19 protein-coding genes are annotated in these 23385 nt (G+C 72.5%); 9 read left to right on the plus strand and 10 right to left on the minus strand.

Going from position 1 to position 23385, the window contains the following annotated elements; translation table 11 throughout:
* Window positions 1-36: 36 nt before the first annotated feature.
* Complete coding sequence (locus ACZ5Y0_RS04100; protein WP_469127050.1) at window positions 37-675, minus strand: hypothetical protein; 639 nt, start codon at window positions 673-675, stop codon at window positions 37-39.
* Between the two features lie 97 nt (window positions 676-772).
* Here ACZ5Y0_RS04100 and ACZ5Y0_RS04105 point away from each other — a divergent pair, with 97 nt between their 5' ends.
* From ACZ5Y0_RS04105 to ACZ5Y0_RS04115, 3 genes are all read left to right on the plus strand, one after another.
* Window positions 773-1567, plus strand: coding sequence for a class II aldolase/adducin family protein (locus ACZ5Y0_RS04105; protein WP_469127051.1), 795 nt, complete (start codon window positions 773-775; stop codon window positions 1565-1567).
* Window positions 1568-1739: 172 nt separating this feature from the next.
* A complete protein-coding gene (locus ACZ5Y0_RS04110) occupies window positions 1740-3017 on the plus strand; it encodes a hypothetical protein (RefSeq protein WP_469127052.1) in 1278 nt (425 codons plus the stop codon).
* 133 nt (window positions 3018-3150) lie between these two features.
* Entirely contained in the window at window positions 3151-3672 is a 522-nt protein-coding gene (locus tag ACZ5Y0_RS04115) for a DoxX family protein (protein WP_469127053.1), read from the plus strand.
* 34 nt (window positions 3673-3706) lie between these two features.
* Here the strand turns inward: ACZ5Y0_RS04115 and ACZ5Y0_RS04120 are convergent, their stop codons facing one another.
* Both ACZ5Y0_RS04120 and ACZ5Y0_RS04125 read right to left on the minus strand, forming a co-directional pair.
* Window positions 3707-3964, minus strand: coding sequence for a hypothetical protein (locus ACZ5Y0_RS04120; RefSeq protein WP_469127054.1), 258 nt, complete (start codon window positions 3962-3964; stop codon window positions 3707-3709).
* Window positions 3951-5342, minus strand: a complete 1392-nt coding sequence (locus tag ACZ5Y0_RS04125) for a PspC domain-containing protein (protein WP_469127055.1) — start codon at window positions 5340-5342, stop codon at window positions 3951-3953. Before ACZ5Y0_RS04125 ends, ACZ5Y0_RS04120 begins: the two co-directional genes overlap by 14 nt.
* A gap of 178 nt (window positions 5343-5520) precedes the next feature.
* On the opposite strand from ACZ5Y0_RS04125, the gene ACZ5Y0_RS04130 reads away from it, so the two are divergent.
* Together ACZ5Y0_RS04130 and ACZ5Y0_RS04135 are read left to right on the plus strand one after the other, a co-directional pair.
* Window positions 5521-6807 carry a PspC domain-containing protein gene (locus ACZ5Y0_RS04130; RefSeq protein WP_469127056.1) on the plus strand — a complete coding sequence of 429 codons (1287 nt, stop codon included), beginning with the start codon at window positions 5521-5523 and terminating at the stop codon, window positions 6805-6807.
* Window positions 6807-7547 carry a LuxR C-terminal-related transcriptional regulator gene (locus tag ACZ5Y0_RS04135; RefSeq protein ID WP_469127057.1) on the plus strand — a complete coding sequence of 247 codons (741 nt, stop codon included), beginning with the start codon at window positions 6807-6809 and terminating at the stop codon, window positions 7545-7547. Before ACZ5Y0_RS04130 ends, ACZ5Y0_RS04135 begins: the two co-directional genes overlap by 1 nt.
* Window positions 7548-7558: 11 nt before the next feature.
* Here the strand turns inward: ACZ5Y0_RS04135 and ACZ5Y0_RS04140 are convergent, their stop codons facing one another.
* Window positions 7559-8635: a C40 family peptidase gene (locus tag ACZ5Y0_RS04140; RefSeq protein WP_469127058.1), complete on the minus strand. Its 1077-nt coding sequence runs from the start codon at window positions 8633-8635 to the stop codon at window positions 7559-7561.
* Window positions 8636-9117: 482 nt separating this feature from the next.
* Between ACZ5Y0_RS04140 and ACZ5Y0_RS04145 the strand changes: the two genes are divergently transcribed.
* On the plus strand, window positions 9118-9471 hold the full coding sequence (locus ACZ5Y0_RS04145) for a hypothetical protein (protein ID WP_469127059.1): 354 nt from the start codon (window positions 9118-9120) through the stop codon (window positions 9469-9471).
* Here the strand turns inward: ACZ5Y0_RS04145 and ACZ5Y0_RS04150 are convergent.
* A complete protein-coding gene (locus tag ACZ5Y0_RS04150; RefSeq protein ID WP_469127060.1) occupies window positions 9449-10423 on the minus strand; it encodes a tellurite resistance/C4-dicarboxylate transporter family protein in 975 nt (324 codons plus the stop codon). The two genes, ACZ5Y0_RS04145 and ACZ5Y0_RS04150, sit on opposite strands and share 23 nt — an antisense overlap.
* Before the next feature lie 288 nt (window positions 10424-10711).
* Window positions 10712-11893: a C40 family peptidase gene (locus ACZ5Y0_RS04155; protein WP_469127061.1), complete on the minus strand. Its 1182-nt coding sequence runs from the start codon at window positions 11891-11893 to the stop codon at window positions 10712-10714.
* A gap of 444 nt (window positions 11894-12337) precedes the next feature.
* On the opposite strand from ACZ5Y0_RS04155, the gene pcrA reads away from it, so the two are divergent.
* Window positions 12338-14824 carry a DNA helicase PcrA gene (pcrA, locus tag ACZ5Y0_RS04160; protein WP_469127062.1) on the plus strand — a complete coding sequence of 829 codons (2487 nt, stop codon included), beginning with the start codon at window positions 12338-12340 and terminating at the stop codon, window positions 14822-14824.
* A 64-nt stretch (window positions 14825-14888) separates the two neighbouring features.
* Here the strand turns inward: pcrA and ACZ5Y0_RS04165 are convergent, their stop codons facing one another.
* Together ACZ5Y0_RS04165 and ACZ5Y0_RS04170 are read right to left on the minus strand one after the other, a co-directional pair.
* Window positions 14889-16373 (minus strand): M23 family metallopeptidase, encoded by a 1485-nt coding sequence (locus ACZ5Y0_RS04165; RefSeq protein ID WP_469127063.1) that lies wholly within the window; start codon window positions 16371-16373, stop codon window positions 14889-14891.
* Between the two features lie 375 nt (window positions 16374-16748).
* Window positions 16749-17657 carry an esterase/lipase family protein gene (locus ACZ5Y0_RS04170; RefSeq protein WP_469127064.1) on the minus strand — a complete coding sequence of 303 codons (909 nt, stop codon included), beginning with the start codon at window positions 17655-17657 and terminating at the stop codon, window positions 16749-16751.
* 449 nt (window positions 17658-18106) lie between these two features.
* Between ACZ5Y0_RS04170 and ACZ5Y0_RS04175 the strand changes: the two genes are divergently transcribed.
* Window positions 18107-18523 (plus strand): cobalamin B12-binding domain-containing protein, encoded by a 417-nt coding sequence (locus tag ACZ5Y0_RS04175; RefSeq protein ID WP_020132112.1) that lies wholly within the window; start codon window positions 18107-18109, stop codon window positions 18521-18523.
* Between the two features lie 229 nt (window positions 18524-18752).
* On the opposite strand, the gene ACZ5Y0_RS04180 is transcribed toward ACZ5Y0_RS04175, so the two are convergent.
* Window positions 18753-20360 (minus strand): DUF5691 domain-containing protein, encoded by a 1608-nt coding sequence (locus ACZ5Y0_RS04180; RefSeq protein WP_469127065.1) that lies wholly within the window; start codon window positions 20358-20360, stop codon window positions 18753-18755.
* A 282-nt stretch (window positions 20361-20642) separates the two neighbouring features.
* Window positions 20643-22001, minus strand: a complete 1359-nt coding sequence (locus ACZ5Y0_RS04185; RefSeq protein ID WP_469127066.1) for an SWIM zinc finger family protein — start codon at window positions 21999-22001, stop codon at window positions 20643-20645.
* A gap of 145 nt (window positions 22002-22146) precedes the next feature.
* Here ACZ5Y0_RS04185 and ACZ5Y0_RS04190 point away from each other — a divergent pair, with 145 nt between their 5' ends.
* The gene (locus ACZ5Y0_RS04190; RefSeq protein ID WP_469127497.1) at window positions 22147-23301 is read left to right on the plus strand and encodes an ATP-binding protein; all 1155 of its coding nucleotides are present in this window, start codon (window positions 22147-22149) and stop codon (window positions 23299-23301) included.
* Window positions 23302-23385 lie beyond the last annotated feature (84 nt).

Here is a 23385-nt window from a genome sequence, read left to right on the forward strand (position 1 = left end):
GCCCGACCGCTGTCACCCGCGCTCGGGCCGCGAGGGTCACACCGGGTGCGGCAGCGGCCGCACGTACCGTACCCGGCCCGTCTCGTCCGGAACGGCCGTGCAGCCCGCCGCGGTCAGCTGCCGCGCCAGCCTCGCCCGGCGGGTGGCGTTGACGCGCAGGGCGCCGAGCACACCCGGCGGGGTCAGGACGGCGAGCGGGAGCAGTACGGCGTACTTGCCGGCCAAAGGCGCCATCAGCAGGAACAGAGCGGCGAAGCCCCAGGCCATGGCCAGCAGCTGCCTGCGGTTCACGGCCGCCTCCAGCGCATCGTGGCGGATGAGGGCCATGAGCAGGTCGACGTCCGGCTGTGCCTCGGGGACCGGGGTGAGCGAGCCGAGGTACATGCCCGGTACGGGCCGGCCGGCGCCCGGGTCGGGGAAGGCCGCGGTGTTCGCCGCCGCCCGCTGCCGCGCCCACGGGCTGGGGTCCCGCACCAGGGTGACGTGGGCGATCCGCTGCTTGCCGACCAGCCGGACACTCTCGTAGCGGAAGCCGTAGCACTCGTCCACGTACGCCAGCGCGCCGAGGGTCCGCCACTCCGCGAAGGGGCGGATGAGTTCGACCTCGTCGCGCCTGGTGACCTGTCGCATGAGGGAGGCGAGATGCCGGTCGGTGATGCTCGTGTCGTGCTCCACAGGTGACGGAAATCGTCATCTTCACATATCGGCTCTGCCCTTTTTCCCTGACCGACGGTAACTTCCGCCCCGTAACGCATCCAGTGCTGGAGGACCGATGCACGGGCCCACGTCACCCGCCCCGCTGCCCACCGACCAACTGCGCTTCGCCATGCCGCCGATGCACGAGTCGGTCGAGGACGAGCGTCGGCACCGCAAGGAACGGCTCGCGGGCGCCGTGCGGATCTTCGGACGGTACGGCCTCGAGGACGGGGTCTCCGGGCACATCACCGCCCGCGACCCCGAGTACAGCGACTGCTTCTGGGTCAATCCGTTCGGCATGCCGTTCAAGCACGTCACCGTGAGCGACCTCGTCCTCGTCAACGCCGGCGGGCAGGTCGTCGAGGGCCGCTATCACGTCAACCAGGCCGCCTTCACCGTCCACGCGCAGGTGCACGCCGCCCGGCCGGACGTCGTCGCCGTCGCCCACTGCCACTCCGTCCACGGCCGCGCCCTCGCCGCGCTCGGCGAACTGATCGACCCGATCACCCAGGAGAGCTGCGCCTTCTACGAGGACATGGCGCTGTACGACGCCTACACCGGCGTCGCCGTCGACGCCGAGGAGGGCCGGCGCATCGCGGCCGCGCTCGGCAGCCGCAAGGCGCTGGTCCTGCGCAACCACGGGCCGCTGACCGTCGGCGACTCGGTGGACGCGGCGGCCTGGTGGTTCCTGTCGATGGAACGCTCCAGCCAGGTCCAGCTCACCGCCCGCGCCGCCGGCCGACCCGTTCTGATCGAGCACAAGGCGGCGGTGGCGACCCGCGAACAGCTCGGCGGCGACCTGGTGGCCTGGATCAACTACCAGCCCCTGTGGCAGGACATCAGCCGCAGCGAACCCGACCTGCTCAGCTAGCCGCGTCAACATGGCGGCTCCGATTTCACCCGCGCTGACCAGACCTGCGGGAGCGCGACGGTGTGCCGTAGGGCACAATGCGCTGTCGTCGCAGGGGAGTTGTTACGGGGTCGGTGGCCGGTTTTCACCGGGTCACCAGCCGTACGGGTAGCGGGGAAGGCGGGCATCGGCAGTGGCGGTGCAGGAGGCGAGACAGGGCCCGGTTCCGGGCGCGCACGAGGGCGGCTGCGCCTGCGGGGACTGCCCGCACGGGGCACGCGAAGGGCACCGACGGGCGGTCGCCGCCTTCCTGGTGAAACGGGACGAGTTCGCCGCCGGACAGGGACTGCCGGCCGCCGTCGCCCATTCGGCCTCGGCCTCCCGCCAGTGGGTGTCGGAGGAGCTGACCCAGTCCGCCGAACTCGTCGCCGAACGCGGCCGCGCCGAGGGCGAGTCCTGGCTGACCCGCGTGTGGCTGCGCACGGCCTGCACAGCGGGGGCCGCGGTCGTCACCCTGCTGCTCGCGCAGTCCCTGACCGCGATCGGTGTCGGCTGGACCACGGCGCGCACCGCCGGACTGCTCGCCGCGCTCCTCGTCGGCGGCGCCCTGACCGCAGCCTCCTGGTTCCACCGGGCGCGCGGCGGAGCCCTGGCGCCCGTGATCGGCGAGGACAACCGTCTGTCCACCTCCCGTGCGGTCGCCGCCGCCTGGGTCCTGTTCGTCGCGTACGCCGTGCTGGTCCTGGTGGGCCGGCTCGCGGCCGCCTCCGGCCCCGCCGAACGCGAGGCGCTGATCTCCGGCCTCGACCTCGCGCGCGGCGCCGGCGCGGTGACCGTCCTCGCCGTGGTCTGCGCCATCGCCGTGCTGGTGCGGCGCGTGGTCGGTCTGCGCGTCCTCGGACAGCGGCTCCAGAAGGTCCGCGCGCACCGGCCGCGGGCCGCCGACCTGCTCACCGACGACGCGGGCCGCGGCACCTTCGCCGACATCCAGTACGTCGTGATCAGCGCGGTCGCCCTGGCCTTCGCCGCCGTACGCCTCGCCCGACGCCCCGACCAGCTTCCCGACCTGCCCTGGGGCCTCGCCGTGGTCGTGCTGGTGTCGGCCGCGACCTACCTCGCCGGAAAGTACGCCGAGGGCGGGCGGCCCGTGATCCTCTCCGTGGTCCGCTCCCGCGAGGCCGGCGACCTGGACGCCCCGATCCGCACCGGCGACGACATCGAGATCCGTGGCGCCGGATTCGTGCCGCCGGGCGCGCAGACCGCCGACCGCCTGTCCCGCATGGTCGTCCGCATCGGCGCCGTCCATGTCCACGTGCCCCTCGTCCCGGTCGCGGGCGGCTTCAGCAACCCCACCGACGCGGTCCTCACCGTCCCGGTCCCGGCGGAGGTAGAGCCCGGACGAGTGGAGGTGCAGGTGGTCACCGCGGCCGGCGTGGAGACGAACCGCTACGCCATCGACGTGACGGACTGAGACGCCGGGGCACGAAAGAACCGACGTCCCAGGATCCGACCGATCAGTGAGCGCAGCACCCCCTTCGTACGTATGGTCTGTCGAGGGGTCCACCGATGCGGGCGAGAGGCGGCTACGGGCGATGACTCACGGCATGCGAACGGACACGCACTCCCCCCTTCTCGGCGGCGGCAGTGGCAACTGGCGGGACACCGCCACCCGCCACGCCCTCCTTCCGCTCCGCGTGTTCCTCGGCGTCACCTTCATCTACGCCGGTCTGGACAAACTCACCGACGGCGCCTTCCTCAGGGACAGCGGCGCAGGCTCGATCGGCGACACCATGCGGGCCGTGCGGGACTCCTCGGCCGTCCCCGCCCTGGTCGACCTCGCCCTGAGGAGCCCCACCGGCTTCGGCTACGCCATGGCCTTCGGTGAACTCGCCGTCGGTATCGGCACCCTGCTCGGTGTCCTCACGCGCCTCGCCGCCCTCGGCGGCGCGCTGATCTCCCTCAGCCTGTGGCTGACGGTGAGCTGGGCCTCCGACCCGTACTACTACGGCAACGACCTCGCGTACCTCATGGCCTGGCTGCCGCTCGTCCTCGCCGGCGCTCCGGTCCTCTCCCTGGACGCCGCCTGGCACACGAGGAGGCGACAGCGGTCCGGAGGCTTCCGGTAGGCCGTGCCGCCCAGGGCCACGGCCCACTGCGGGGTCAGCTCTCCGCCGTCCCCCTCCCCGCCCCCGCGCCTGTCTCCGCGGGGGTGCCCGGTTCTCCGGCCCCGCGTCTGCGGACCGCGCGCATCACGAGGCCGGTGACGGCCGCCAGACAGAGGCCGGCCAAGACCACCGGTATGACGGCGAACCAGGGAGCGTTCCAGAGACCGCCCGCGTCGCCCGCGTGGATGGCGCCCGCGAGGACGAAGGCGGCGCCGCAGACCAGCCGGCCCGGCCTGAACTCATGACGCAGCACGGGCCACCTCCGCCTGTCCCGCCCCGACCTGGAGGTCGAGGTCGATCGTCCCGGTGTCCTTGCCGCCGGAGACGGGGGACAAGGTCACCTCCTTGTGCTTGCCCGGCTCCACGTCCACGTCCTCCTGGTTCTCACCGGGCAGTTGGATGTCGCCCAGGCCCACGTCGATCCGGACGATCACCGTCACGTCCGGAGGCACGATCACGCGCAGCCGGCCGAGCCCGACCTCGGCGTCGGTGCTCACCTTCTGCCCCTTCGCAGGACGGAGCCGGGACAGGTCCAGGGTGGCGTCGCCCGTGCCGAGGTCATATCTCTCCCGGACGTCCGCCGGCGCCGTGGGCCGCCATGTCGCGTCGGTCCAGCGCGTGCCGACGTCCTTCGGCACGGCGGTCGAGCCGGCCAGCAGGCCCGCCGTGACGATCGCCAGGAACACCGACCCGGCGCCCGTACGCCCCAGCAGCGAGCTGGCCGCGATGCCCACGCCGAGCACGATCAGCGCGGCGGACAGACCGGCCTGGAGGCTGGTGCCCAACGGGTGTTCGTCCCAGGTGAGCCGAGCCGCCAGGCCGCCGGCGAGCACGGCGAGCAGGAAGGACCAGCCGCCGATCCAGCGGGGGCCGCGCGGCCGGGGTGTCCGGCCGTAGGAGGTGCGTATGTCCTCGCGGGTGGGCGTGTGACCGATGAGGTCGACGTCGACGGAGGACACGAAGTCCGCGGTGCGGGAGTCCCCGGGGCCCCACAGATACCCCGTGCCGCCGTCGTGCGTGCCGTCCTTCACGATCGGGTCGCGCCACCAGGACGGGTAAGCGGCCGGAACCGGTGGCGCCTGGGCCTCCGGCGGGGCGTCGGCGACGGCCTGGGCGGCGAGCGGGTCGGCGTCGGAGGCTTCCCGGTGCCGCGACCAGTAACCGGCGCCGGCCAGCAGGAGGGAGAGGACGACGGCGAAGGTGAGCACCCCGCCGTTCTTGAGCATCGACAGGAACACCCCGCAGCCCACCAGCGCGAACAGCACGGCCGCGAGAGCCTGGCCGTCGACCCGGCCGGTCAGCAGCTTGCGCACCTCGTTCTGACCGTCGTCGGCGTAGGGAACGAAAAGCCACGCGAAGCCGTAGAAGATGAGGCCGATGCCGCCGGTCGCGGAGAGCACGGCGAGCGTGATCCGGAATATCACCGGGTCCATGTCGCACTGCCGCCCGAGGCCCGCGCACACGCCGGCGAGCATCTTGTGCTCACGGTCGCGGCGGAACCGGTGCGGGGGGTGCTCGGGGCCACGGCCGGGCGCCGGCGCCTCCCCGTGGGCGCCGGCGGGCGGGGGGGCCGCGTGGGGCGCGGTGCTCCCGTCCGGTCCGGTGTCCGCGGCGTGCTGGTGATCCGTCATGGGTCCATGGTGGCGGCCGGGCGGCCCCGGCGGCAGTCGGAACGACCCTGGTCGGACCCTGATATCGGCCCTGAGCCGTCGCGGGGAGTCGTTCGACGGGCAGGGCCGTCGAAGATCAGGGGCGTCTTGGGGGCAAACCCTGATGCCCACGACCTGCGGCCGTGTGACGATCGTGGGCATGCCGGAAGCCGCAACAGCGCCACTCGCCGAACCGCGGCCGCCGCGCAAGCTCTACCGCAGCGGCGACGGACGCTGGCTCGGTGGTGTGGCGCGGGGGCTCGCCGGACATCTCGGGCTGCCCGTGATCTGGGTGCGGCTCGTGTTCGTCGGCCTGTTCACGGCGGACGGCCTCGGGGCCCTGCTCTACGCGGCCTTCTGGTTCTTCGTCCCGCTCGGCATCGGCGGGGTCGGCGACCAACGGCCCCCCTCCCTCGTCGCCACCGAGACCGCGTCCGACGGGCGCCGCAGACTCCTCACCCGCAAGCCCGACAGGGGCCAGATCGTCGCCCTGCTCCTCATGGTCGTCGTCGCGATGGTCTTCGTCGGCAATGTGAACCTGGGCGGCGGCGCCAAGGCGTATCTCCTGCCCGCCGTGCTCGTCGGCGCGGGCGTCGCCCTCGTCTGGCGCCAGGCGGACAACGCCCGGCGGGCCCGCTGGGTCGAGGTCGGCCGCAGACGCCGTACGCTCACGCTGCTGCGCGCGGGCGCCGGTGTCCTGCTGGTCACCGCGGGCGTCTCCGGCATCTTCGTCCTCCAGGGTTCCGCCGCCCACCTCGGCTCGGTCCTCCAGGCGGCCCTCGCCGTACTGGTGGGCATCACCCTGCTCGCCGGGCCGTATCTGGTGCGTATGACGCAGGACCTGTCCGAGGAGCGGTTGATGCGCATCCGTGCCCAGGAGCGCGCCGAGGTCGCCGCCCATGTGCACGACTCGGTGCTGCACACCCTGACCCTGATCCAGCGCAACGCGGAGAACGCGAACGAGGTGCGCCGCCTCGCCCGCGCCCAGGAGCGCGACCTGCGCACCTGGCTGTACAAGCCGGAGGGCACCGGCAAGGACGAGGCGGACGAACCCACCACCCTCGCCGACGCGGTCCGGCGCAACGCCGCCGAGGTGGAGGACAAACACGGCGTCCCCCTGGAGGTCGTGGTCGTCGGCGACTGCCCGCTCGACGAGCGGCTGACGGCACAGATGCAGGCGGCACGCGAAGCGATGGTGAACGCCGCCAAGTACGGTGGCGAGGGCGGCGCCGTACAGGTCTACGCCGAAGTCGAGGGCAGGACGGTCTTCGTGTCCGTGCGGGACCGCGGTCCCGGCTTCGACCTCGACTCGATACCCGCCGACCGGATGGGCGTCAGAGAATCGATCATCGGCCGCATGGAGCGAAACGGCGGCACGGCGCGGCTCCGGGCGGTCCCGGGCGGCGGCACGGAGGTCGAGCTGGAGATGGAGAGGGCGGACAAGTGATGAGCGACCCGACCGAGACGAACGGCACGACGGGAGCGGCCCCGGGGGCCGGCCCCGCGCACGGCGGGGGCGGCGCCGGACGGCACGTGCGGGTGGTCCTCGTCGACGACCACCGCATGTTCCGCACGGGCGTCCAGGCCGAGATCGGCCGGACCGAGGAGACCGGTGTGGAGGTCGTCGGCGAGGCCGCCGACGTCGACCAGGCGGTCACGGTCATCACCGCGACCCGGCCCGAGGTCGTCCTCCTCGACGTGCATCTGCCGGGTGGCGGCGGCGTCGAGGTGCTGCGTCGTTGCGCCCCGTTGATGGGTGACGCCGAGCGTCCGGTGCGCTTCCTCGCGCTGTCCGTCTCGGACGCGGCGGAGGACGTGATCGGCGTGATCCGCGGCGGCGCCCGCGGCTATGTGACCAAGACGATCACCGGCACCGACCTGGTCGACTCCGTCTTCCGGGTCCAGGACGGCGACGCCGTCTTCTCGCCGCGGCTCGCCGGGTTCGTCCTGGATGCCTTCGCCTCCACCGACGCCCCGCCCGTCGACGAGGACCTCGACCGCCTCACCCAGCGCGAGCGCGAGGTGCTGCGCCTCATCGCGCGCGGTTACGCCTACAAGGAGATCGCCAAGCAACTGTTCATCTCGGTCAAGACGGTCGAGTCCCATGTCTCGGCGGTCCTGCGCAAGCTCCAGCTGTCCAACCGCCACGAACTGACCCGCTGGGCGACGGCCCGCCGACTGGTCTGACGGGGGCGCCCTCAGAGCACCCGGGTGGCTCCCGCGTACGGCATCTCGTCGAGCGGCGCCACGCGGACCGGCGCCGACGGGTTCGGGGCGTGGATCATCTTGCCGCCGCCGACGTAGATCCCGACGTGGGTGATGCCCGAGTAGAAGAACACCAGGTCGCCCGGTCGGAGTTCGGAGCGGGAGACACGGTGCCCGGCGTCGATCTGGGCGTACGTCGTGCGGGGCAGGGAGACGCCCGCCGAGCGGTACGCGGCCTGGACGAGACCCGAGCAGTCGAAGGCGTTCGGGCCGGTCGCCCCCCACACATAGGGGCTGCCGAGCTTGGAGTAGGCGTAGGAGACGGCTGCCGCCGCGCGGGAGTTGGAGGCGGTCGCGGTGGCCGAGCCGGGGGCGGGCAGGGCGTCGCGGGCCCCTGTCGAGGACCGCGAGGCACGGCTGTCCGTCCCGCCGCCCGTACCGGTGGTGATCCGTGCCCGTTCCTCGGCCGTGAGCCGGTTCAGCAGGCGGCGCGCCGCGGCCAGCTTGTCGGTGATCGTCTTCTTGTGCCGCTTCAGCTCCGCCTGACGTGTCCTGAGCGAGGTCAGTTGGACGCGGGCGGCGCCCCGCAGTTGCTCGATCTCCCGCAGCTGCTTGCCGACCCGGGTGACGGCGGCGGACTGGCGGTGGCCGGCCCGCTCCGCGAAGGCGGCGTTGTCGAGGTACTGGTCGGGGTCGTCGGAGAGCGCCAGTTGCATCGCCTGGTCGAGGCCGCCGCCGCGGTACTGCGCGGCCGCCATCGTCCCCAGGGCCTCACGGGCCGTGTTGAGGCGGGCCTCCCCGCGCGCGGCCTCGTCCCGCAGGGTCGCCAGCCGCCGCTCGGCCGCCGTCGCCTTCTCCTTCGCGCCGTTGTACTTCTCGGTGGCCGCCTCGGCCTCCTGGTACAACTTGTCCACCTTGGCCCTCACCTGCGCCGGGGTGGCGTTCGGGTCGGCGTGCCCGGTCCCGTCGAAGGCGGTCGCGCCGGCCACACCGGCGAGGGCGATGGTGGCCGCGGTGCGGGCCTTACGGCCGCCGGCCGAACGCTGACGGGGCTTGCGGTGCGCTGCCACGTGGGACTGCACGTCCTTTCGTCGACCGCCTCGTCGGTACGGCCGCCAGGAGGCCCAGGCCGTGGGGACGGGCCTCGGCCGCCGGGGGGAAGCGGGCGTACTGCCGCGGGGTGCGGCTGACGCGTCCGGCGACGCCCGCACGGGGGAGCGGGGCGCCGCCGGACCTTCTCGGCGGTGGTGTCCGACTGCCGCCCCGGGCCGGGCGGCGGTGGGGAGCCGGTCACCTGGGGGAGGACGCTAGGCCCGTTCGTGTCGGTCGGGTGACGCGATGTGCGGAAGTGACACGAGCGGACTGCCGGGTGACCGGAAGTGGTCGTACCACCGTTCCCAAGTCGTCGACTTCACTCGGCGGCCCGACCGATGCGGTGAATCCGGGACAGGCCGGCGCGGCAGGGTGCTATGAGGCGCATATATGCAAGGGCGAGGGACCGGTGTGGGCCGGTGTCGGGAGGTGCCCGGACCGCTGACTAGCATCCGGCCTCATGGACGTACTCATCCACCTCTTCGTCGGCCTGCACATCATCGGCATCGCCGCCCTGCTCGGCGGCTTCCTCACGCAGATGAAGGCGATGGGGCGGGGCACGGCCCGCTTCGTCCCCGCGATGCTGCACGGTGCCGCGACGATGCTCGTCACCGGCGTGATCCTGGTCGGCCTCAACCAGGCGGACGACCAGGAGGTCGACAACATCAAGATCGGAGTGAAGCTGGCCCTGCTGATCGTGATCCTCGGCCTCGTCTATGTGAAGCGGGACGACGAGAAGGTGGAGAAGCCGCTGTTCGGCCTGGTCGGCCTGCTGACCGTGGCCAACGTCTTCATCGCGGTGCTCTGGACCTGAGCGACGCCCCCGCGTCCACGACCGCGCCCGCGGCGACGGCGAGCCACGCCGCCACCGCGACCCACAGCAGCACCTCTCCGGGGCCCAACAGCCACGGCACGTCGACGGCGGTGGCGACGGACAGCGTCGCCACCGCCGTCATCCCCATCGGGAACACGGTCGCCCAGCGGCGCGTCTCGTAGCGCAGCCGCGGCCAGCGCACCTCCGCGACGAGCAGGACGGCGTACCCGATCAGGTCCAGCGTCAGCAGCGCGACGATCACCAGGCGCAGGACGTCACCGTCGTCGTCGTTCCACAGGTACGGTCCGCCGTCCTCGGCCGCCAGGAGCTTCGACCCGGCCAGCGCCGAGATCGCGAGTGCCCCGCCCGCCACCCAGTGGTCCCCGGCCCCTTCCAGCACCTGCCGTGGGTCGAAGCGGGTCAGCGCGAGGCCGTAGAGCACCAGGCCGAGCCAGAACAGCGCGAGCGAGGCGTGCGCCGGCCAGGCCACCGACTCGGCCCGTGCCACACTCGCCCCGAGCACCGCGAGCCCCTGGGTGGCCACACAGCACAGGAACACCGCGCCGGGCATGCGCCGCCCCCAGTGCCGCACGACGTTCACCAGCAGCACCGGCCACAGCGCCGCGGCCAGTGCCAGCAGCACTTCGGCGACGGTCTGCCGGCCGACCGCGGAGATTCCGGCGCCGAGGACGGCGGTCGCCGACACGGCCGTGAGCGCGCCCGGTGTGACCGCCTCGGCCCGCCACCGCTCGCGCTCCCTCAGCAGCCGTACGACGAAATCCGCCGCCAGCGCCACCCAGGCGGCGCCCGCCAGGACGAGAGCGAAGCGCGACAGGACGGCGTACCCCGTCTGGTGCAGGCCGACCGACAGGATGCCGGTCGCCATCACGGCGGCCCCGGCCGCCGGCGGGCGCTGCGCCCACCAGACGCGAAGGGAAGAGGTGCCGGGCATGCCGCCGATGCTAGGGAGCGCTCGGGGACTTCCACGGGGGAACGCGCGCGCGGGCGGCGAAATACGCGCGGGCGCGGGACGTGCGCGGGGCCGCGGGAGACCCGCGCGGGGGGTGCCGGAGACACGCGGGGCGGCCGGGCCGCACCGAACGAGCCTGGACCGGCCGGTTGTCCCCGCACAGGCCCCGCCGGTCGCGTCGCTCCCCGCCGAGGCAGCCGCCCCGCGGCGCGGGACGGGCGCGGGGGGCGCTGGAGGACGGACCCCGTCCCCGCACGCACGGCGCTCCCGTCAGGCCGGGCGCACCACGCTGTGGATCGACGACTCCCCGTCGTAGTAGACCGACTCCTCGCGCACGTACGCGCCGGGCTTCGGTGCGTGGATCATCATGCCGTTGCCGATGTAGATGCCGACATGGGTGACGTCGGCGTAGAAGAAGACCAGGTCACCGGGTTGCGCGGCGGAGAGGGAGACCCTCGTGCCGGCGTTCACCTGGTCGTAGGTGACGCGCGGCAGGACGAGGCCGGCGGCCTTCCAGGCGGCCTGGGTGAGACCGGAGCAGTCGTAGGAGTCCGGGCCGGTGGCGCCCCACACGTACGGCTTGCCGACCTGCGCGCGGGCGAACGTCAGTGCCTTCTGGGCCTTGGTGGCGTAGGAGGAGTCCGTGGAGGTGGCGGAAGACGGCGAGGACGGCGACGTACCGGTGCTCGAGCCCGTCGCGCCCGAGGCGTTGCCGCTCTCCGGCTGTACGGCTGCTGCCTCTGCCTGCTGTTGCTCGGCCAGCTCGGCCGCCTTGCGGGCGGCCTCCTGCCGCTTCCGCTCCTCGATCTTCGCCAGCCGTGCCTTCTCCTCGGCCGTCAGTCGCGACAGCAGCGCTCGGGCGGAGCTGAGCTTCTTCTGGACGGTGGCCTTGGCGGTCTTCAGGTCGTTCTGTGAGTCGGTGAGCGTCCGCAGGCTCCGGGAGGCCTCCTGGCGCTTCCTCATCGCCTCCGCCTGGTCGGCGAAGTAGTCGTCGACCGCGCCCTTCTGACGGTCGGTCATCCGACCCATCAGCTGCGTCTGGTCGAAGTAGTCCTGCGGGGAGTCCGCGAGCAGGAAGGTCGCCGTGTCGGGAGCCGAGGCGCCGGTGCGGTACTGGGCGGCGGCGTAGGAACCCAGCTCCTCACGGGCCTCGTTGAGCTGCTGGGCGCGCTGGGCGACGTCGTCGAGAAGGGTGTCGACCCTCTCCCGCTGCTTGGTCGTCCTCTCCCTGGCGGCGTTGTACTTCTCGGTGGCCGACTCCGCCTGGCGGTAGAGGTCGCCGACCTTCTTCTCGACCTCCTCCAGGCTCGGCTTGTCGTCGGCGGAGGGGGCGGCGGTGGCCGTCTGCGAGAGCAGTGCCACCGAGGTGAGGGCGGCGGTGGCGAGAGCGGGCGTACGGATGCCTGCCACACGGGTGCCCGCGGGCCGGTGCTTGCGGTGCTGCGACGCCAAGGGAGGCGACTCCTTCCGGTTTCCGCCTACCGGGTCAGTGGTGGGGTCCCTCAGGCCGTTCGGGCACTGGGGAGGGTTCGGGCGGGTGTTTCGGAAGGGTTGCCCTACGACTCGTGCTCCCCGGAGAGGAGTGAGCCGACTCACCCCGAGGTCTCGGTGGGTCCCCGGCTCCGGTTGCCGCGAGGGGCGCACCGGACTCGGCGGAGGCCGCACGGCCCGGCGAGGTTCGCCGGAAGGGGTCGAGCGGCCTGCCCGGCACGGTAGCCAACTGGTGCGGCCGCTGTGAAGATTGGCGGGTGATATGCCTGATACATTTTCGTGACCTGGGGGCGGGCGGGCGTCCGCCGTCACCGACGGTGTCAGGTGCGTGTCGGAAGGTGAGGGGTCGGGATCTTTCCGGGACGGCCGCGGGTTGTCAGTGGGGCAGCCTAGACTCGGAGAGCGATGAGCAGCCTCTTTGACGACAGCTTCCTGGCGGACCTCCAGGCCCCCCGCGGCCCCCATGAGGAACTCCCGCCGCCGCCCGAGGACGATCACTCTCCGGAACCGGTTCCGGACGATCTGTTCGGCGGGAAGTTCGACGTGCCGCCGGATCGGGACACGCACTACCGCGACGGCGCCCCCCGCCCGCCGATCGACGCGGCGGCACTCCTGGAGGGGCTCAACGAGAACCAGCGCGCGGCCGTCGTGCACTCGGGCACCCCGCTGCTCATCGTCGCCGGTGCGGGATCCGGCAAGACGCGCGTGCTGACCCACCGCATCGCCCACCTCCTCGCCGAACGGCATGTCCATCCGGGCCAGATCCTCGCGATCACCTTCACCAACAAGGCCGCGGGTGAGATGAAGGAGCGCGTCGAGCAGCTCGTCGGCCCGCGGGCCAACGCCATGTGGGTGATGACCTTCCACAGCGCGTGCGTGCGCATCCTGCGCCGCGAGAGCAAGAGGCTCGGCTTCACCTCGTCGTTCTCGATCTACGACGCCGCCGACTCCAAGCGTCTGATGGCCCTGGTCTGTCGCGACCTGGACCTCGACCCCAAGCGCTTCCCCCCGAAGTCCTTCAGCGCCAAGATCAGCAACCTGAAGAACGAGCTGATCGACGAGGAGGACTTCGCCGCGCAGGCCACCGACGGCTTCGAGAAGACCCTCGCGCAGGCCTACGCCATGTACCAGTCGCGACTGCGCGAGGCGAACGCCCTCGACTTCGACGACCTGATCATGACGACGGTCAATCTGCTGCGCGCGTTCCCCGATGTCGCCGAGCACTACCACCGCCGCTTCCGGCATGTCCTCGTCGACGAGTACCAGGACACCAACCACGCGCAGTACGCCCTGGTCAGGGAACTCGTCGGCTCCGCCGAGCACCCGGTGGACGTACCGCCGAGCGCGGACGACCTGCCGCCCGCCGAGCTGTGCGTCGTGGGTGACGCCGACCAGTCGATCTACGCCTTCCGCGGCGCGACCATCCGCAACATCCTCCAGTTCGAGGAGGACTACGCGGACGCCACGACGATCCTGCTGGAGCAGAACTACCGCTCCACCCAGACGATCCTCACCGCCGCCAACGCCGTCATCGAGCGCAACGAGTCCCGCCGTCCCAAGAACCTGTGGACCAACGCGGGCGAGGGCGCGCGCATCACCGGCTACGTCGCCGACACCGAGCACGACGAGGCGCAGTTCGTCGCCGACGAGATAGACCGCCTCACCGACGCGGGCGAGGCCAAGGCCGGTGACGTCGCCGTCTTCTACCGCACCAACGCCCAGTCCCGCGTCTTCGAAGAGGTCTTCATCCGTGTCGGCCTGCCCTACAAGGTCGTCGGCGGTGTCCGCTTCTACGAGCGCAAGGAGGTCCGGGACGTCCTGGCCTACCTGCGCGTCCTCGCCAACCCGGAGGACTCCGTCCCGCTGCGCCGCATCCTCAACGTGCCCAAGCGCGGCATCGGCGAGCGTGCAGAGGCGATGATCGACGCCCTCTCCCAGCGCGAGAAGATCAGCTTTCCGCAGGCCCTCAAGCGTGTCGACGAGGCATACGGCATGGCCGCGCGCTCCACGAACGCGGTCAAGCGGTTCAACGCGCTGATGGAGGAGCTGCGCACGATCGTCGAGTCGGGCGCGGGACCGGCCACCGTCCTGGAGGCCGTGCTCGAGCGCACCGGCTACCTGGCCGAGTTGCAGGCCTCCACCGACCCGCAGGACGAGACCCGCATCGAGAACCTCCAGGAACTCGCCGCCGTGGCCCTGGAGTTCGAGCAGGAGTCCGGCGAGGATGAGGCGACCGGCTCGCTCTCCGACTTCCTGGAGCGGGTCGCGCTGGTCGCCGACTCCGACCAGATCCCCGACGAGGGCGAGGACGGCTCGGGCGTCATCACGCTCATGACCCTCCACACCGCCAAGGGCCTGGAGTTCCCTGTCGTCTTCCTCACCGGCATGGAGGACGGCGTCTTCCCGCACATGCGCGCCCTCGGGCAGACCAAGGAGCTGGAGGAGGAGCGCCGCCTGGCCTACGTCGGCATCACGCGCGCTCGGGAGCGGCTCTACCTGACGCGCTCCGCGCTGCGCAGCGCCTGGGGACAGCCGTCGTACAACCCGCCCTCCCGGTTCCTGGAGGAGATCCCGGCCGCACACGTGGACTGGAAGCGGACGGGGGCGACCTCGCCGTTGTCCTCCGGCCCGGTGTCCGGGGTGGCGGCCTCGCTGTCGTCGTCCCGTTCGCGTTCCTCCGCGGCCGGCGCGTCCGGCTTCGCCACGCGACGCACCTCGGAGAAACCGGTGGTCGCCCTGGCCGTCGGTGACCGGGTCACCCACGACCAGTTCGGCCTCGGCACGGTCGTCGGCGTGAAGGGCACGGGCGCCAACGCGGAGGCGACGGTCGACTTCGGCGAGGCCAAGCCGAAGCGGCTGCTGCTGAGGTACGCGCCGGTGGAGAAGCTGTAGCTCGCACGACATGAGCCCCCGCCGTCAGGTCGACGGCGGGGGCTCATCGGTGCGTCGTGGGGTTCTACGTCGGGTCGAGCCCGTGGCTGCGCAGCCACGGCAGCGGGTCGATCGCGGAGCCGCCGCCCGGCCGGACCTCGAAGTGCAGGTGCGGGCCGGTGGAGTTCCCGGAGTTACCGGAGTACGCGATCGGCTCGCCGGCCTTCACCGTCGTACCCGAGGCGACGCGGTAGCTGGAGAGGTGGCAGTACCAGGTCTCCGTGCCGTCCTTCGCCGTCAGGATCATCATGTTGCCGTAGGCGCTGTTCCACTGGGTGCGGACGGTGCCGTCGGTCGCCGCCAACACCGTGGTGCCGTAGGACACCGGGAAGTCGATGCCGGTGTGCAGGGACATCCAGTTGATGCCGGACTGACCGTAGTAGGCGCTCAGGCCGTGGTTGGACACCGGCAGCGCGTACTTGGGGCGCAGCCGCTCCTTGCGGGCCGCCTCCGCCGCCGCCTTCTTCTTCTCGGCTTCCTGCTGCGCCTTGAGGTCGATGCGTTCCTGCGTACGGCTGGCCCGGTCGGCGAAGTTGTCGGCCTCGGCGGTGAGGATCTGGAGCTGGGCGTCCAGCTTGTTGTTCGCGGTGGACGGTTTCACCGCCTGCGCGTCCGAGGCGGACGCCGTGGTGTCCTGGTCGTCGCCACCGGTCAGCGTGCCGACCGAGGCCGCCGCGATACCGGCCACGCCCATGACGCACGCCGAGGGCACGGCCACGGTCAGCAGCGCGGAGCGCCTCGCGGGCGTACGGCGCCGGGAGCGGTTCGCGTTCCGGGTGGCCGCCCGTCCGAGAGGGGCGGGGACGGCCTCCTCCTGGTCGTCGAGGAGGAGAGGGGCGCCGTCGCCCGGCTCGTCGTCGCCGGGGGCGGGCTTGTCGTGGCCGACCTGCTCGAAGGTGGCCGTTGCCTGCTGGTCGAAGGGGACCTCGGCCTGCTGGTCGAATGAGGCCTCGCCCTGCTGCCCGTACTCGTCGCCGCTGTCCGTGGCCTCGTCGCCGCCGTCGGCGTTCCACTGCGTCGCGTCGTAGGCACCGGTGTCGAAGGCCTGCGTGCCCCATTCCCACTGCTGGGTCTGGTCGGCGGGGGCGGCGGATCCGTCCGGCTGGAGCCAGGCGCCCGACCACTGGCCGCTGACGTCGGCAGCCGTGGCCTGCGGCGGGATCCCCGACAGCGGCTGCTGGTCCGTGGGCCAGGCGGTCGTGTCGTAGGCGCCCGTGTCGTAGACGGCGTGGTGCTGGGCCGCGTAGGGGTCGTAGTTGAGGGTTTGATGACTGCCGGTGCACCACTGCGTGGCGTCGTACGCCCCGGTGGACGCGGTCGATGCGGCATCGCCCGGCATGTCGCCGAAGAGGGGGTCGGCCGCGTAGTGACCCGTGGCGTGCGCGCCGGTGTCGTAGGTGCCGGAGTCGTAAGCGTCGTACGTGGTGAGGTCGCCGTACTGGGCTTCCGGGGAGCCGTACGAGGCCTGGTGCGCCGGGTCGGCGTCGGAAGCCGGAGCCGGGGTGGTCATGGTCCCCGACGGGTGACGGTCGTTCACCAACTTCTCTCTCGCCTCGACAACAGGGTCTGCCAGAGCACAACACGGGCTGCCAGAGCAGTGCGGTGACTGTACCCGGCAGTATGCGGGCGCGACAATCTTCCGCAGGTTTCATGCCCCGGGGAAAGGGGCATTCGGCCTTGTTTCGGGGGAGGATGGACGCGGCCTTGGCCCTACGTTCGAAGAGTGTTCGATGTCGCTCGGTTGTCGTGGTGCTGGGGAAGCGCTGCGAGTCGGCTGGGTCGGTTGGTGGTTATGTCACCGTGTGTCATGTGGTGACCGGAAGTGGCGTCAGGTGTCCGGCCGAGGGCGGTTCGTGCAACGTCCTGGCTGTCCGGCCGGGAGTGCTCAGGCGACCGTCAGGTCACCGTTGCGCGCCGTCGGTGTGCCGGGCGTGGCGTCGGCCGTCGGTTCCTCGCGGTCGAGGGCCTGCCGTATGCCGCTCGCGACGGCCGGGTGCACCGGAAGGGCGAGATGACCGACTCCGCTCACCTGCACATTCTCCGTCAGAAGGTCAGGGTGCTCAAGGCGGGCGGTCTCCAGGGGCACCATCAGGTGGTCCAGATCGCTCCAGAAACTCACGAATCGCGTACGGCAGCCGGGCGCGGACAGGGACAACTCCTCGATGAGCGCGGAGCCGGGGCGCATCTGGCGCACGATCGGGTGGGCGCTCGCCAGGGGCGCCGCCCGGGTCCCGGAGTGCGGGGTGCCCAGCGTGACCAGCGTCCGCACGCGCGTGTCGCCGCCCAGTCGCTGCACGTAGTAACGCGCGATCAGCCCGCCGAGGCTGTGCCCCACGACATCCACCCGACTGCTGCCGGTGCGCTCACAGATCTCCTCGATATGGCGCCCCAGCAGCTCGGCGGCGATCCGGATGTCACAGGTCAGTGGAGAGTAGTTGAGCGACTCCACCCGGTGCCTGCCGTGCTGGGCGAGGCTGCGGCGCAGCAGGACGAACACCGAACGGTTGTCGATGAAGCCGTGCAGAAGGACGACCGGGGGCGGGGCCTGCGTCGGCAGCCGGGCCGGGTCCCCGGCGCCTTCGGCGCCGCCGGCCGGGGGACGCGCGGGTGTGGAGCCGCCGCGACGCTCCTGGACGATGCCCGACGGATACAGAAGGAGATGCCCCGTGAGGATCGCGAGTTCCAGGGCGGTCGCCTTGAGAAGGCTCACGGAGAGCCCCATCAGCCCGGTCGGCAGCAGGCGCCGACAGACACGGAACGGGAGAAGGGGCTCCAGGGCCCGGGTGAGCTGCATGGCCGACCTCCTGTCGGCACGCCGGGGGACGGCTCTGTCCCCCGCGTGCCCTCGTGAAAGTCGCGGCCGAGGACCGGCGGTGCGCGAAGGGCGTTGCGGTGGGGTGAGCGGTCCGCTCCCGGCACTCCTGACGTCGACCCGGTCCTGCCTGCCCATCGAGCCTGCGCCGATGCGCCTCGCCGCCACGCGCGGCCTGCGGCGCGGCGGGACGGCGACCTCGTTGCGGCTCCCGTTGCGCGGCTACCCCTGGGGTTCCCCCGTCGGGGGAGGGAGAACCGCGTTTGGTGAACGTGTCCCTCTGTGTGATTTCCCCCTCGGTGCCCACCGTAAAACCGCCGCTTGCGGGATGCTGGCGATAACGTTCGTTCACTTCCCCGGCCGGTGTGGTGGTACCTCTCGGTACGCAGGGAATCGGTACGGATGGATGTAGTCGCTTCATGGAGGCAGTGATGGGTGTGGCAGCCGGTCCGATCCGCGTGGTGGTGGCCAAGCCGGGGCTCGACGGCCACGATCGCGGGGCCAAGGTGATCGCGCGTGCGCTGCGCGACGCGGGTATGGAGGTCATCTACACAGGCCTTCACCAGACCCCGGAACAGATCGTCGGCACCGCGATCCAGGAGGACGCCGACGCGATCGGTCTGTCCATCCTTTCCGGGGCGCACAACACGCTCTTCGCCGCCGTGATCGAGCTCCTCAAGGAGCGGGACGCGGCGGACATCCTGGTCTTCGGCGGGGGGATCATCCCCGAGGCGGACATCGCGCCGCTGAAGGAGAAGGGCGTCGCGGAGATCTTCACTCCCGGCGCGACCACGGCGTCGATCGTGGACTGGGTGCGGGCGAACGTACGACAGCCGGCGGGGGCGTAGGCGGTCCCGAGGCGGGCACGGGCCTGGTCGCTCGGCCTCGGGGCGGCGACCCCGGACCTCCGCGTCAGGCCTCGGCCCGGTGCCGTGGCGCCGGCCTGACGGATCCGGACCCCGCATCACCCCTGACGGACCGGATGTCACGCGGCGACGGGTGTCGCTGTCAGCGTCACCCGTCGCTCACCCCGCGTGGCACCCGGCGAGGGGCGTCACCGGCGGCGTCACCCACTGCTCATCCCGCGCCCAGTTCCTCGCTCATCGCCGCCCGCAACCGCAGCGTCGTCCCGAGCCGCTGGAAGGCCTCCGCCCAGTAGCCTCCCGCGCCGGGCGACGAATCCTCCGACTCTTCCGGCACCGCCAGCAGGCCGTCGAGACGGGACGCCTCCGAAGGGTCGAGGCAGCGTTCCGCCAGGCCCATCACTCCGCTGAAACTCCACGGATAACTCCCCGCGTCCCGCGCGATGTTGAGTGCGTCGAGAACCGACCGGCCCAGCGTCGCGGTCCACGGCACCGCGCACACCCCGAGCAGTTGGAACGCCTCTGACAGGCCGTGCGCCGCGATGAAACCGGCCACCCAGTCCGCCCGTTCGCCCACCGGCAGGGTGCCCAGCAGCTTGGCCCGCTCGGCGAGGGACACCGCCCCCGGCCCGCCGGCCTCCGGCGCCGACGGAACTCCGAGCAACGCCCGCGACCAGTCGGCGTCCCGCTGCCGTACGGCCGCCCGGCACCAGGCGGCGTGCAGCTCACCCGCCCAGTCGTCGGCCACCGGAAGCGCGAGGATCTCCCTGGGCGTACGGCCGCCCAGTCGCGCCGGCCAGGACGTGAGCGGGGCCGACTCCACCAGCTGGCCGAGCCACCAGGACCGTTCTCCCCGGCCGGGCGGCGCCTTGGGTGCCACACCATCGCGCTCCATGGCCGCGTCGCACTCGAGCGGTGCCTCCACGACGATCGTCGGAGTGTCCCGCGTGCGGTCGACGGCCACGCAGGTGGCGGCCCGCACCGCCATCCGCGCGGCCAGCGCCGATCCCGGCAGCGCCGACAGCAACTCCGCCGCCGTGGAACGGACGTTGCGGCTCCGGTCGGCCAACGCCTGCTCCAGGAACGGCTCGTCCCCCGACCCCAGGCCGGTGCGCAGCGAGTCGAGGAACATCAGGCGGTCCTCGGCGCGCTCCGTCGCCCACGTCGACTCCAGCAACGTGCGGGCCGCATCGGGATCGCGGGACCTGATCCCCGCGAGGACGGCGACCCGTTCCGCGAACAGGCCCTCCCGCCAGAGTCTGTCGATCCGGCCGGTCTCCTCCGGACCCGGCAGGGACGTCCCGCCGCCCGGTGTCGAGCGCAGGGCGAACCGCCAGTCCGGATTGAGCCGGGCCAGCCACAGCGCACGCGGACCCGCGAACTCCAGCGCGGCCGGACGCAGATCCGTCCGGCCGCGGGCCGCGTCCAGCAGCGCGGGCAGTGTCGCGGCGGGCGCGGCGAACCCACGGGCGTTGGCGGCCGCAAGCCACTGGGGCAGCAACTCCATCAGGTCCGGTGCCGTGCTCCGACGGCCGCCTCCGCCGCTGCCGGGGCGGTCGGCCAGCAGGCGGGCCAGCCTGCGGGCCGCGGCGGCGGGCAGCGCCGGGCGCGGGTCCTCGGGCGCCGGCTCAGGGCGCGGCGCCGCCCGCCCCGGCCGCAGCCCGGCCCGACGCCGCACGGTCGCCGCGGCCGCCGCGTCCAGCAACGCCGAGGACGCGGCCCGACCCGGCGCCACGCCGGACGGCGTACGCCGATCCGTGCCGAGCAGGGCCACGGCGACGAGATCCTCCCAGGAGGCCGATGCGGTACCGGGATCGGTCATGCGCGTTCCCTTCATGAATCACCGAGTCGGTGGCGGGGCGTCGGGGGACGGACGAGGGCTTCGTGGCCGACCGAGTGGGGTGCGGGTCGCGTCGACGGCTGTTTCCGGGCCGGCGGAGTCGGGTGGTGGTGCGCTCGTCGTCGGTGTGCGGGCGGTGTACCGCCTGTGCCGGGGGACGGGTGGCAGCCGCGCCGTGGCTCCTTCCTGGCCGACCGAGTCGAGTGGTGGTGGGCGCAGGGCGGAGCCCTCTGGCGGGGGCTGGGACGGAGTGAGCACCAGGGGTCAGCACAAGGGGACCGCCTCTCCGGGGGCCGACGGCCAGGCCGTCAGGGGAGTGAAGCCGCGGTGGCCGCACTCGCCGAAGACCTTGACGGGCGAGCCCCCCGACAGGGCGACCAGGCGCCACAACCCGGGCCGGGCCGTCGCCGCGGGCGTGAGCGGCAGTGCCGTGTCCCCGTCGACATCCGCCAGCTGCCAGGAGGCCCCGTCCGGTGTGGGGACGACGTCGTCCAGGGTCACCGGCACGGCGTCCAGCCAGGGATCGTCACGCAGGGCCGAGCCATAGCGGGCGGCAGCCTCCACCGTCGTCACACCGTCCGGCCGGACCGCCGTGGGAACGGGCGGCGCGAACTGCTCACCCAGGGCCACCCGGCGCTGCCCGGAACCCGGATACGACGACACCTCCGCGTCCAAGGCCAGGCCGACCGGTAGCGACAGTTCGGGCGCCCGTCCGGCGGCGCCGTAGGAGAGGAGGAGCGCGGTGCGGCCCGAGGTGGTGCCGTGCAGCCAGGTGCGGCGGGTCGTCAGTTTCGGGTCGACGACGTCGTACCGGGCGAGGACCAGCCAGTCGTCGCGCAGCGGCGGTCCGTCCGGCGACCGGGTCAGGCCGACGCGGGTACGGACGGTGGCCGCCAGGGCCTCCGGGAGCCGCTCACGGCGCAGCCAGCCCTGGTCGAGGAGGTGGAGCAGCGCGCACTCCTCCAACAGCCGCACCGGCCAGCCCGGCCCGGACGCGGGGATCGCCTCCAACTCCCGCACACGCGACGCGAGTCCGGGAGCCTGGGCGTCGACCATGCGGGCCGCCGTCTCCTCCCACGCCCCGTACCCCGCCTGCTCGGCCGTGGCCAGGCCGGAGCGCAGGAAGTCGGCGAGCCGCTGCTCCAACTCCGTCGCCCCCGCGGTGATCCGCTCGGCGCGGCGTCCAGCTCTGCGACGGGCCGCCTCCGGATCGGCGGAGCCCGACCCGGAACCCCGCGCACCCGCCCCCCGTTCCTCCTGCGTGCACCCGCGCCGCGCCGCGAGCCATGCCTCCGCCCAGTCCGGCGCCCGCTCCTCCGCGAGCACCGGCACCGCCCCCTCCGACCAGAGCAGCAGCAGCCCGAGCGCGTGTTTGCACGGGAACTTCCGGCTCGGGCAACTGCACTTGTACGCCGGTCCGGAAGCGTCCGCGACATCGACGACCGTCCGGTACGGGTCCCTGCCACTGCCCCTGCACAGGCCCCACACCGCCCCCTTGTCGGAACTTCCCGTCTCGGACCACGGACCGGCCGCGCCGAGTTTGCTTCCCGCTTTGCGTGACGCGGCGTCAGGCGCCAGCGCCAGCACCTGGTCCGCGGTCCAGCGCACCCCCTGCTGTGTCATGTCATCGAAGGTAGATCCCCCCACTGACAATCGGCCCCGCGAATGCACCCGCAGAGGTGTTCTGGCAGGTCGGAGCGCATTGTCAGTGGTGTGGTGCAAGGTGGACACCAGATCCGAACCGGCCGAGCTGGAGGGGGCCTCAGCCATGTCGCTCACCGCTGAACCGACGTCCGCCGAACCACGCCACGAGCACTCCGCGCCCGCGAACGCCACACCCGGGCGAGAGGTGCTGCGGCCCCACGCCGAGGACGCCTTCGCCCATGAGCTCGCGGCGCTGGCCGCGCAGGACGACCGCCCCCGCCCCGCCCGCTGGAAACTGTCGCCGTGGGCGGTCGCCACCTATCTCCTCGGCGGCACCCTGCCGGACGGCACCGTGATCACACCGAAGTACGTGGGACCGCGCCGTATCGTCGAGGTCGCCGTGACCACGCTCGCCACGGACCGCGCCCTCCTTCTGCTCGGTGTGCCCGGCACCGCGAAGACCTGGGTCTCCGAGCATCTGGCCGCGGCCGTCAGCGGAGACTCGACCCTGCTGGTGCAGGGCACGGCGGGCACCCCGGAGGAGGCGATCCGCTACGGCTGGAACTACGCGCAGCTGCTCGCCCAGGGTCCCAGCCGGGCCGCGCTCGTTCCCAGCCCCGTCATGCGCGCCATGGCGGAGGGCATGACGGCGCGGGTGGAGGAACTGACCCGCATCCCGGCCGATGTGCAGGACAGCCTCATCACGATCCTGTCGGAGAAGACGCTGCCGATACCGGAGTTGGGACAGGAGGTGCAGGCGGTCCGCGGCTTCAGCCTGATCGCCACGGCCAACGACCGCGATCGCGGGGTCAACGAGCTGTCCAGTGCCCTGCGCCGCCGCTTCAACACGGTGGTGCTGCCACTGCCGGCTAGCGTCGAGGTCGAGGTCGACATCGTCGCTCGGCGCGTCGAGCAGATCGGTCGCTCCCTCGACCTGCCGGCCGGTCCCGACGGCATCGACGAGATCCGCCGCGTGGTGACCGTGTTCCGCGAACTGCGCGACGGCATCACCTCCGACGGCCGGACGAAGGTGAAGTCGCCGAGCGGCACCCTGTCGCCCGCGGAGGCGATCTCCGTGGTGACCAACGGCCTCGCCCTCGCCACCCACTTCGGCGACGGCGTCCTTCGGCCGGCCGATGTCGCCGCGGGTCTGCTCGGTGCCGTGGTCCGTGACCCGGCCGCCGACCGGGTGGTGTGGAGGGAGTACCTGGAGGCGGTGGTCCGCGAGCGGGACGGCTGGACGGACTTCTACCGGGCCTGCCGGGAGGTGACCGCGTGAGCGGGGACGAGGACACGACCTGGGGCCGCGTACCGGCGGGCCGTGGACGGATTGGGACCGTGGGAGGTGCCGGGGGACGAGGGC

Source organism: Streptomyces sp. NPDC033216, from assembly GCF_055577115.1.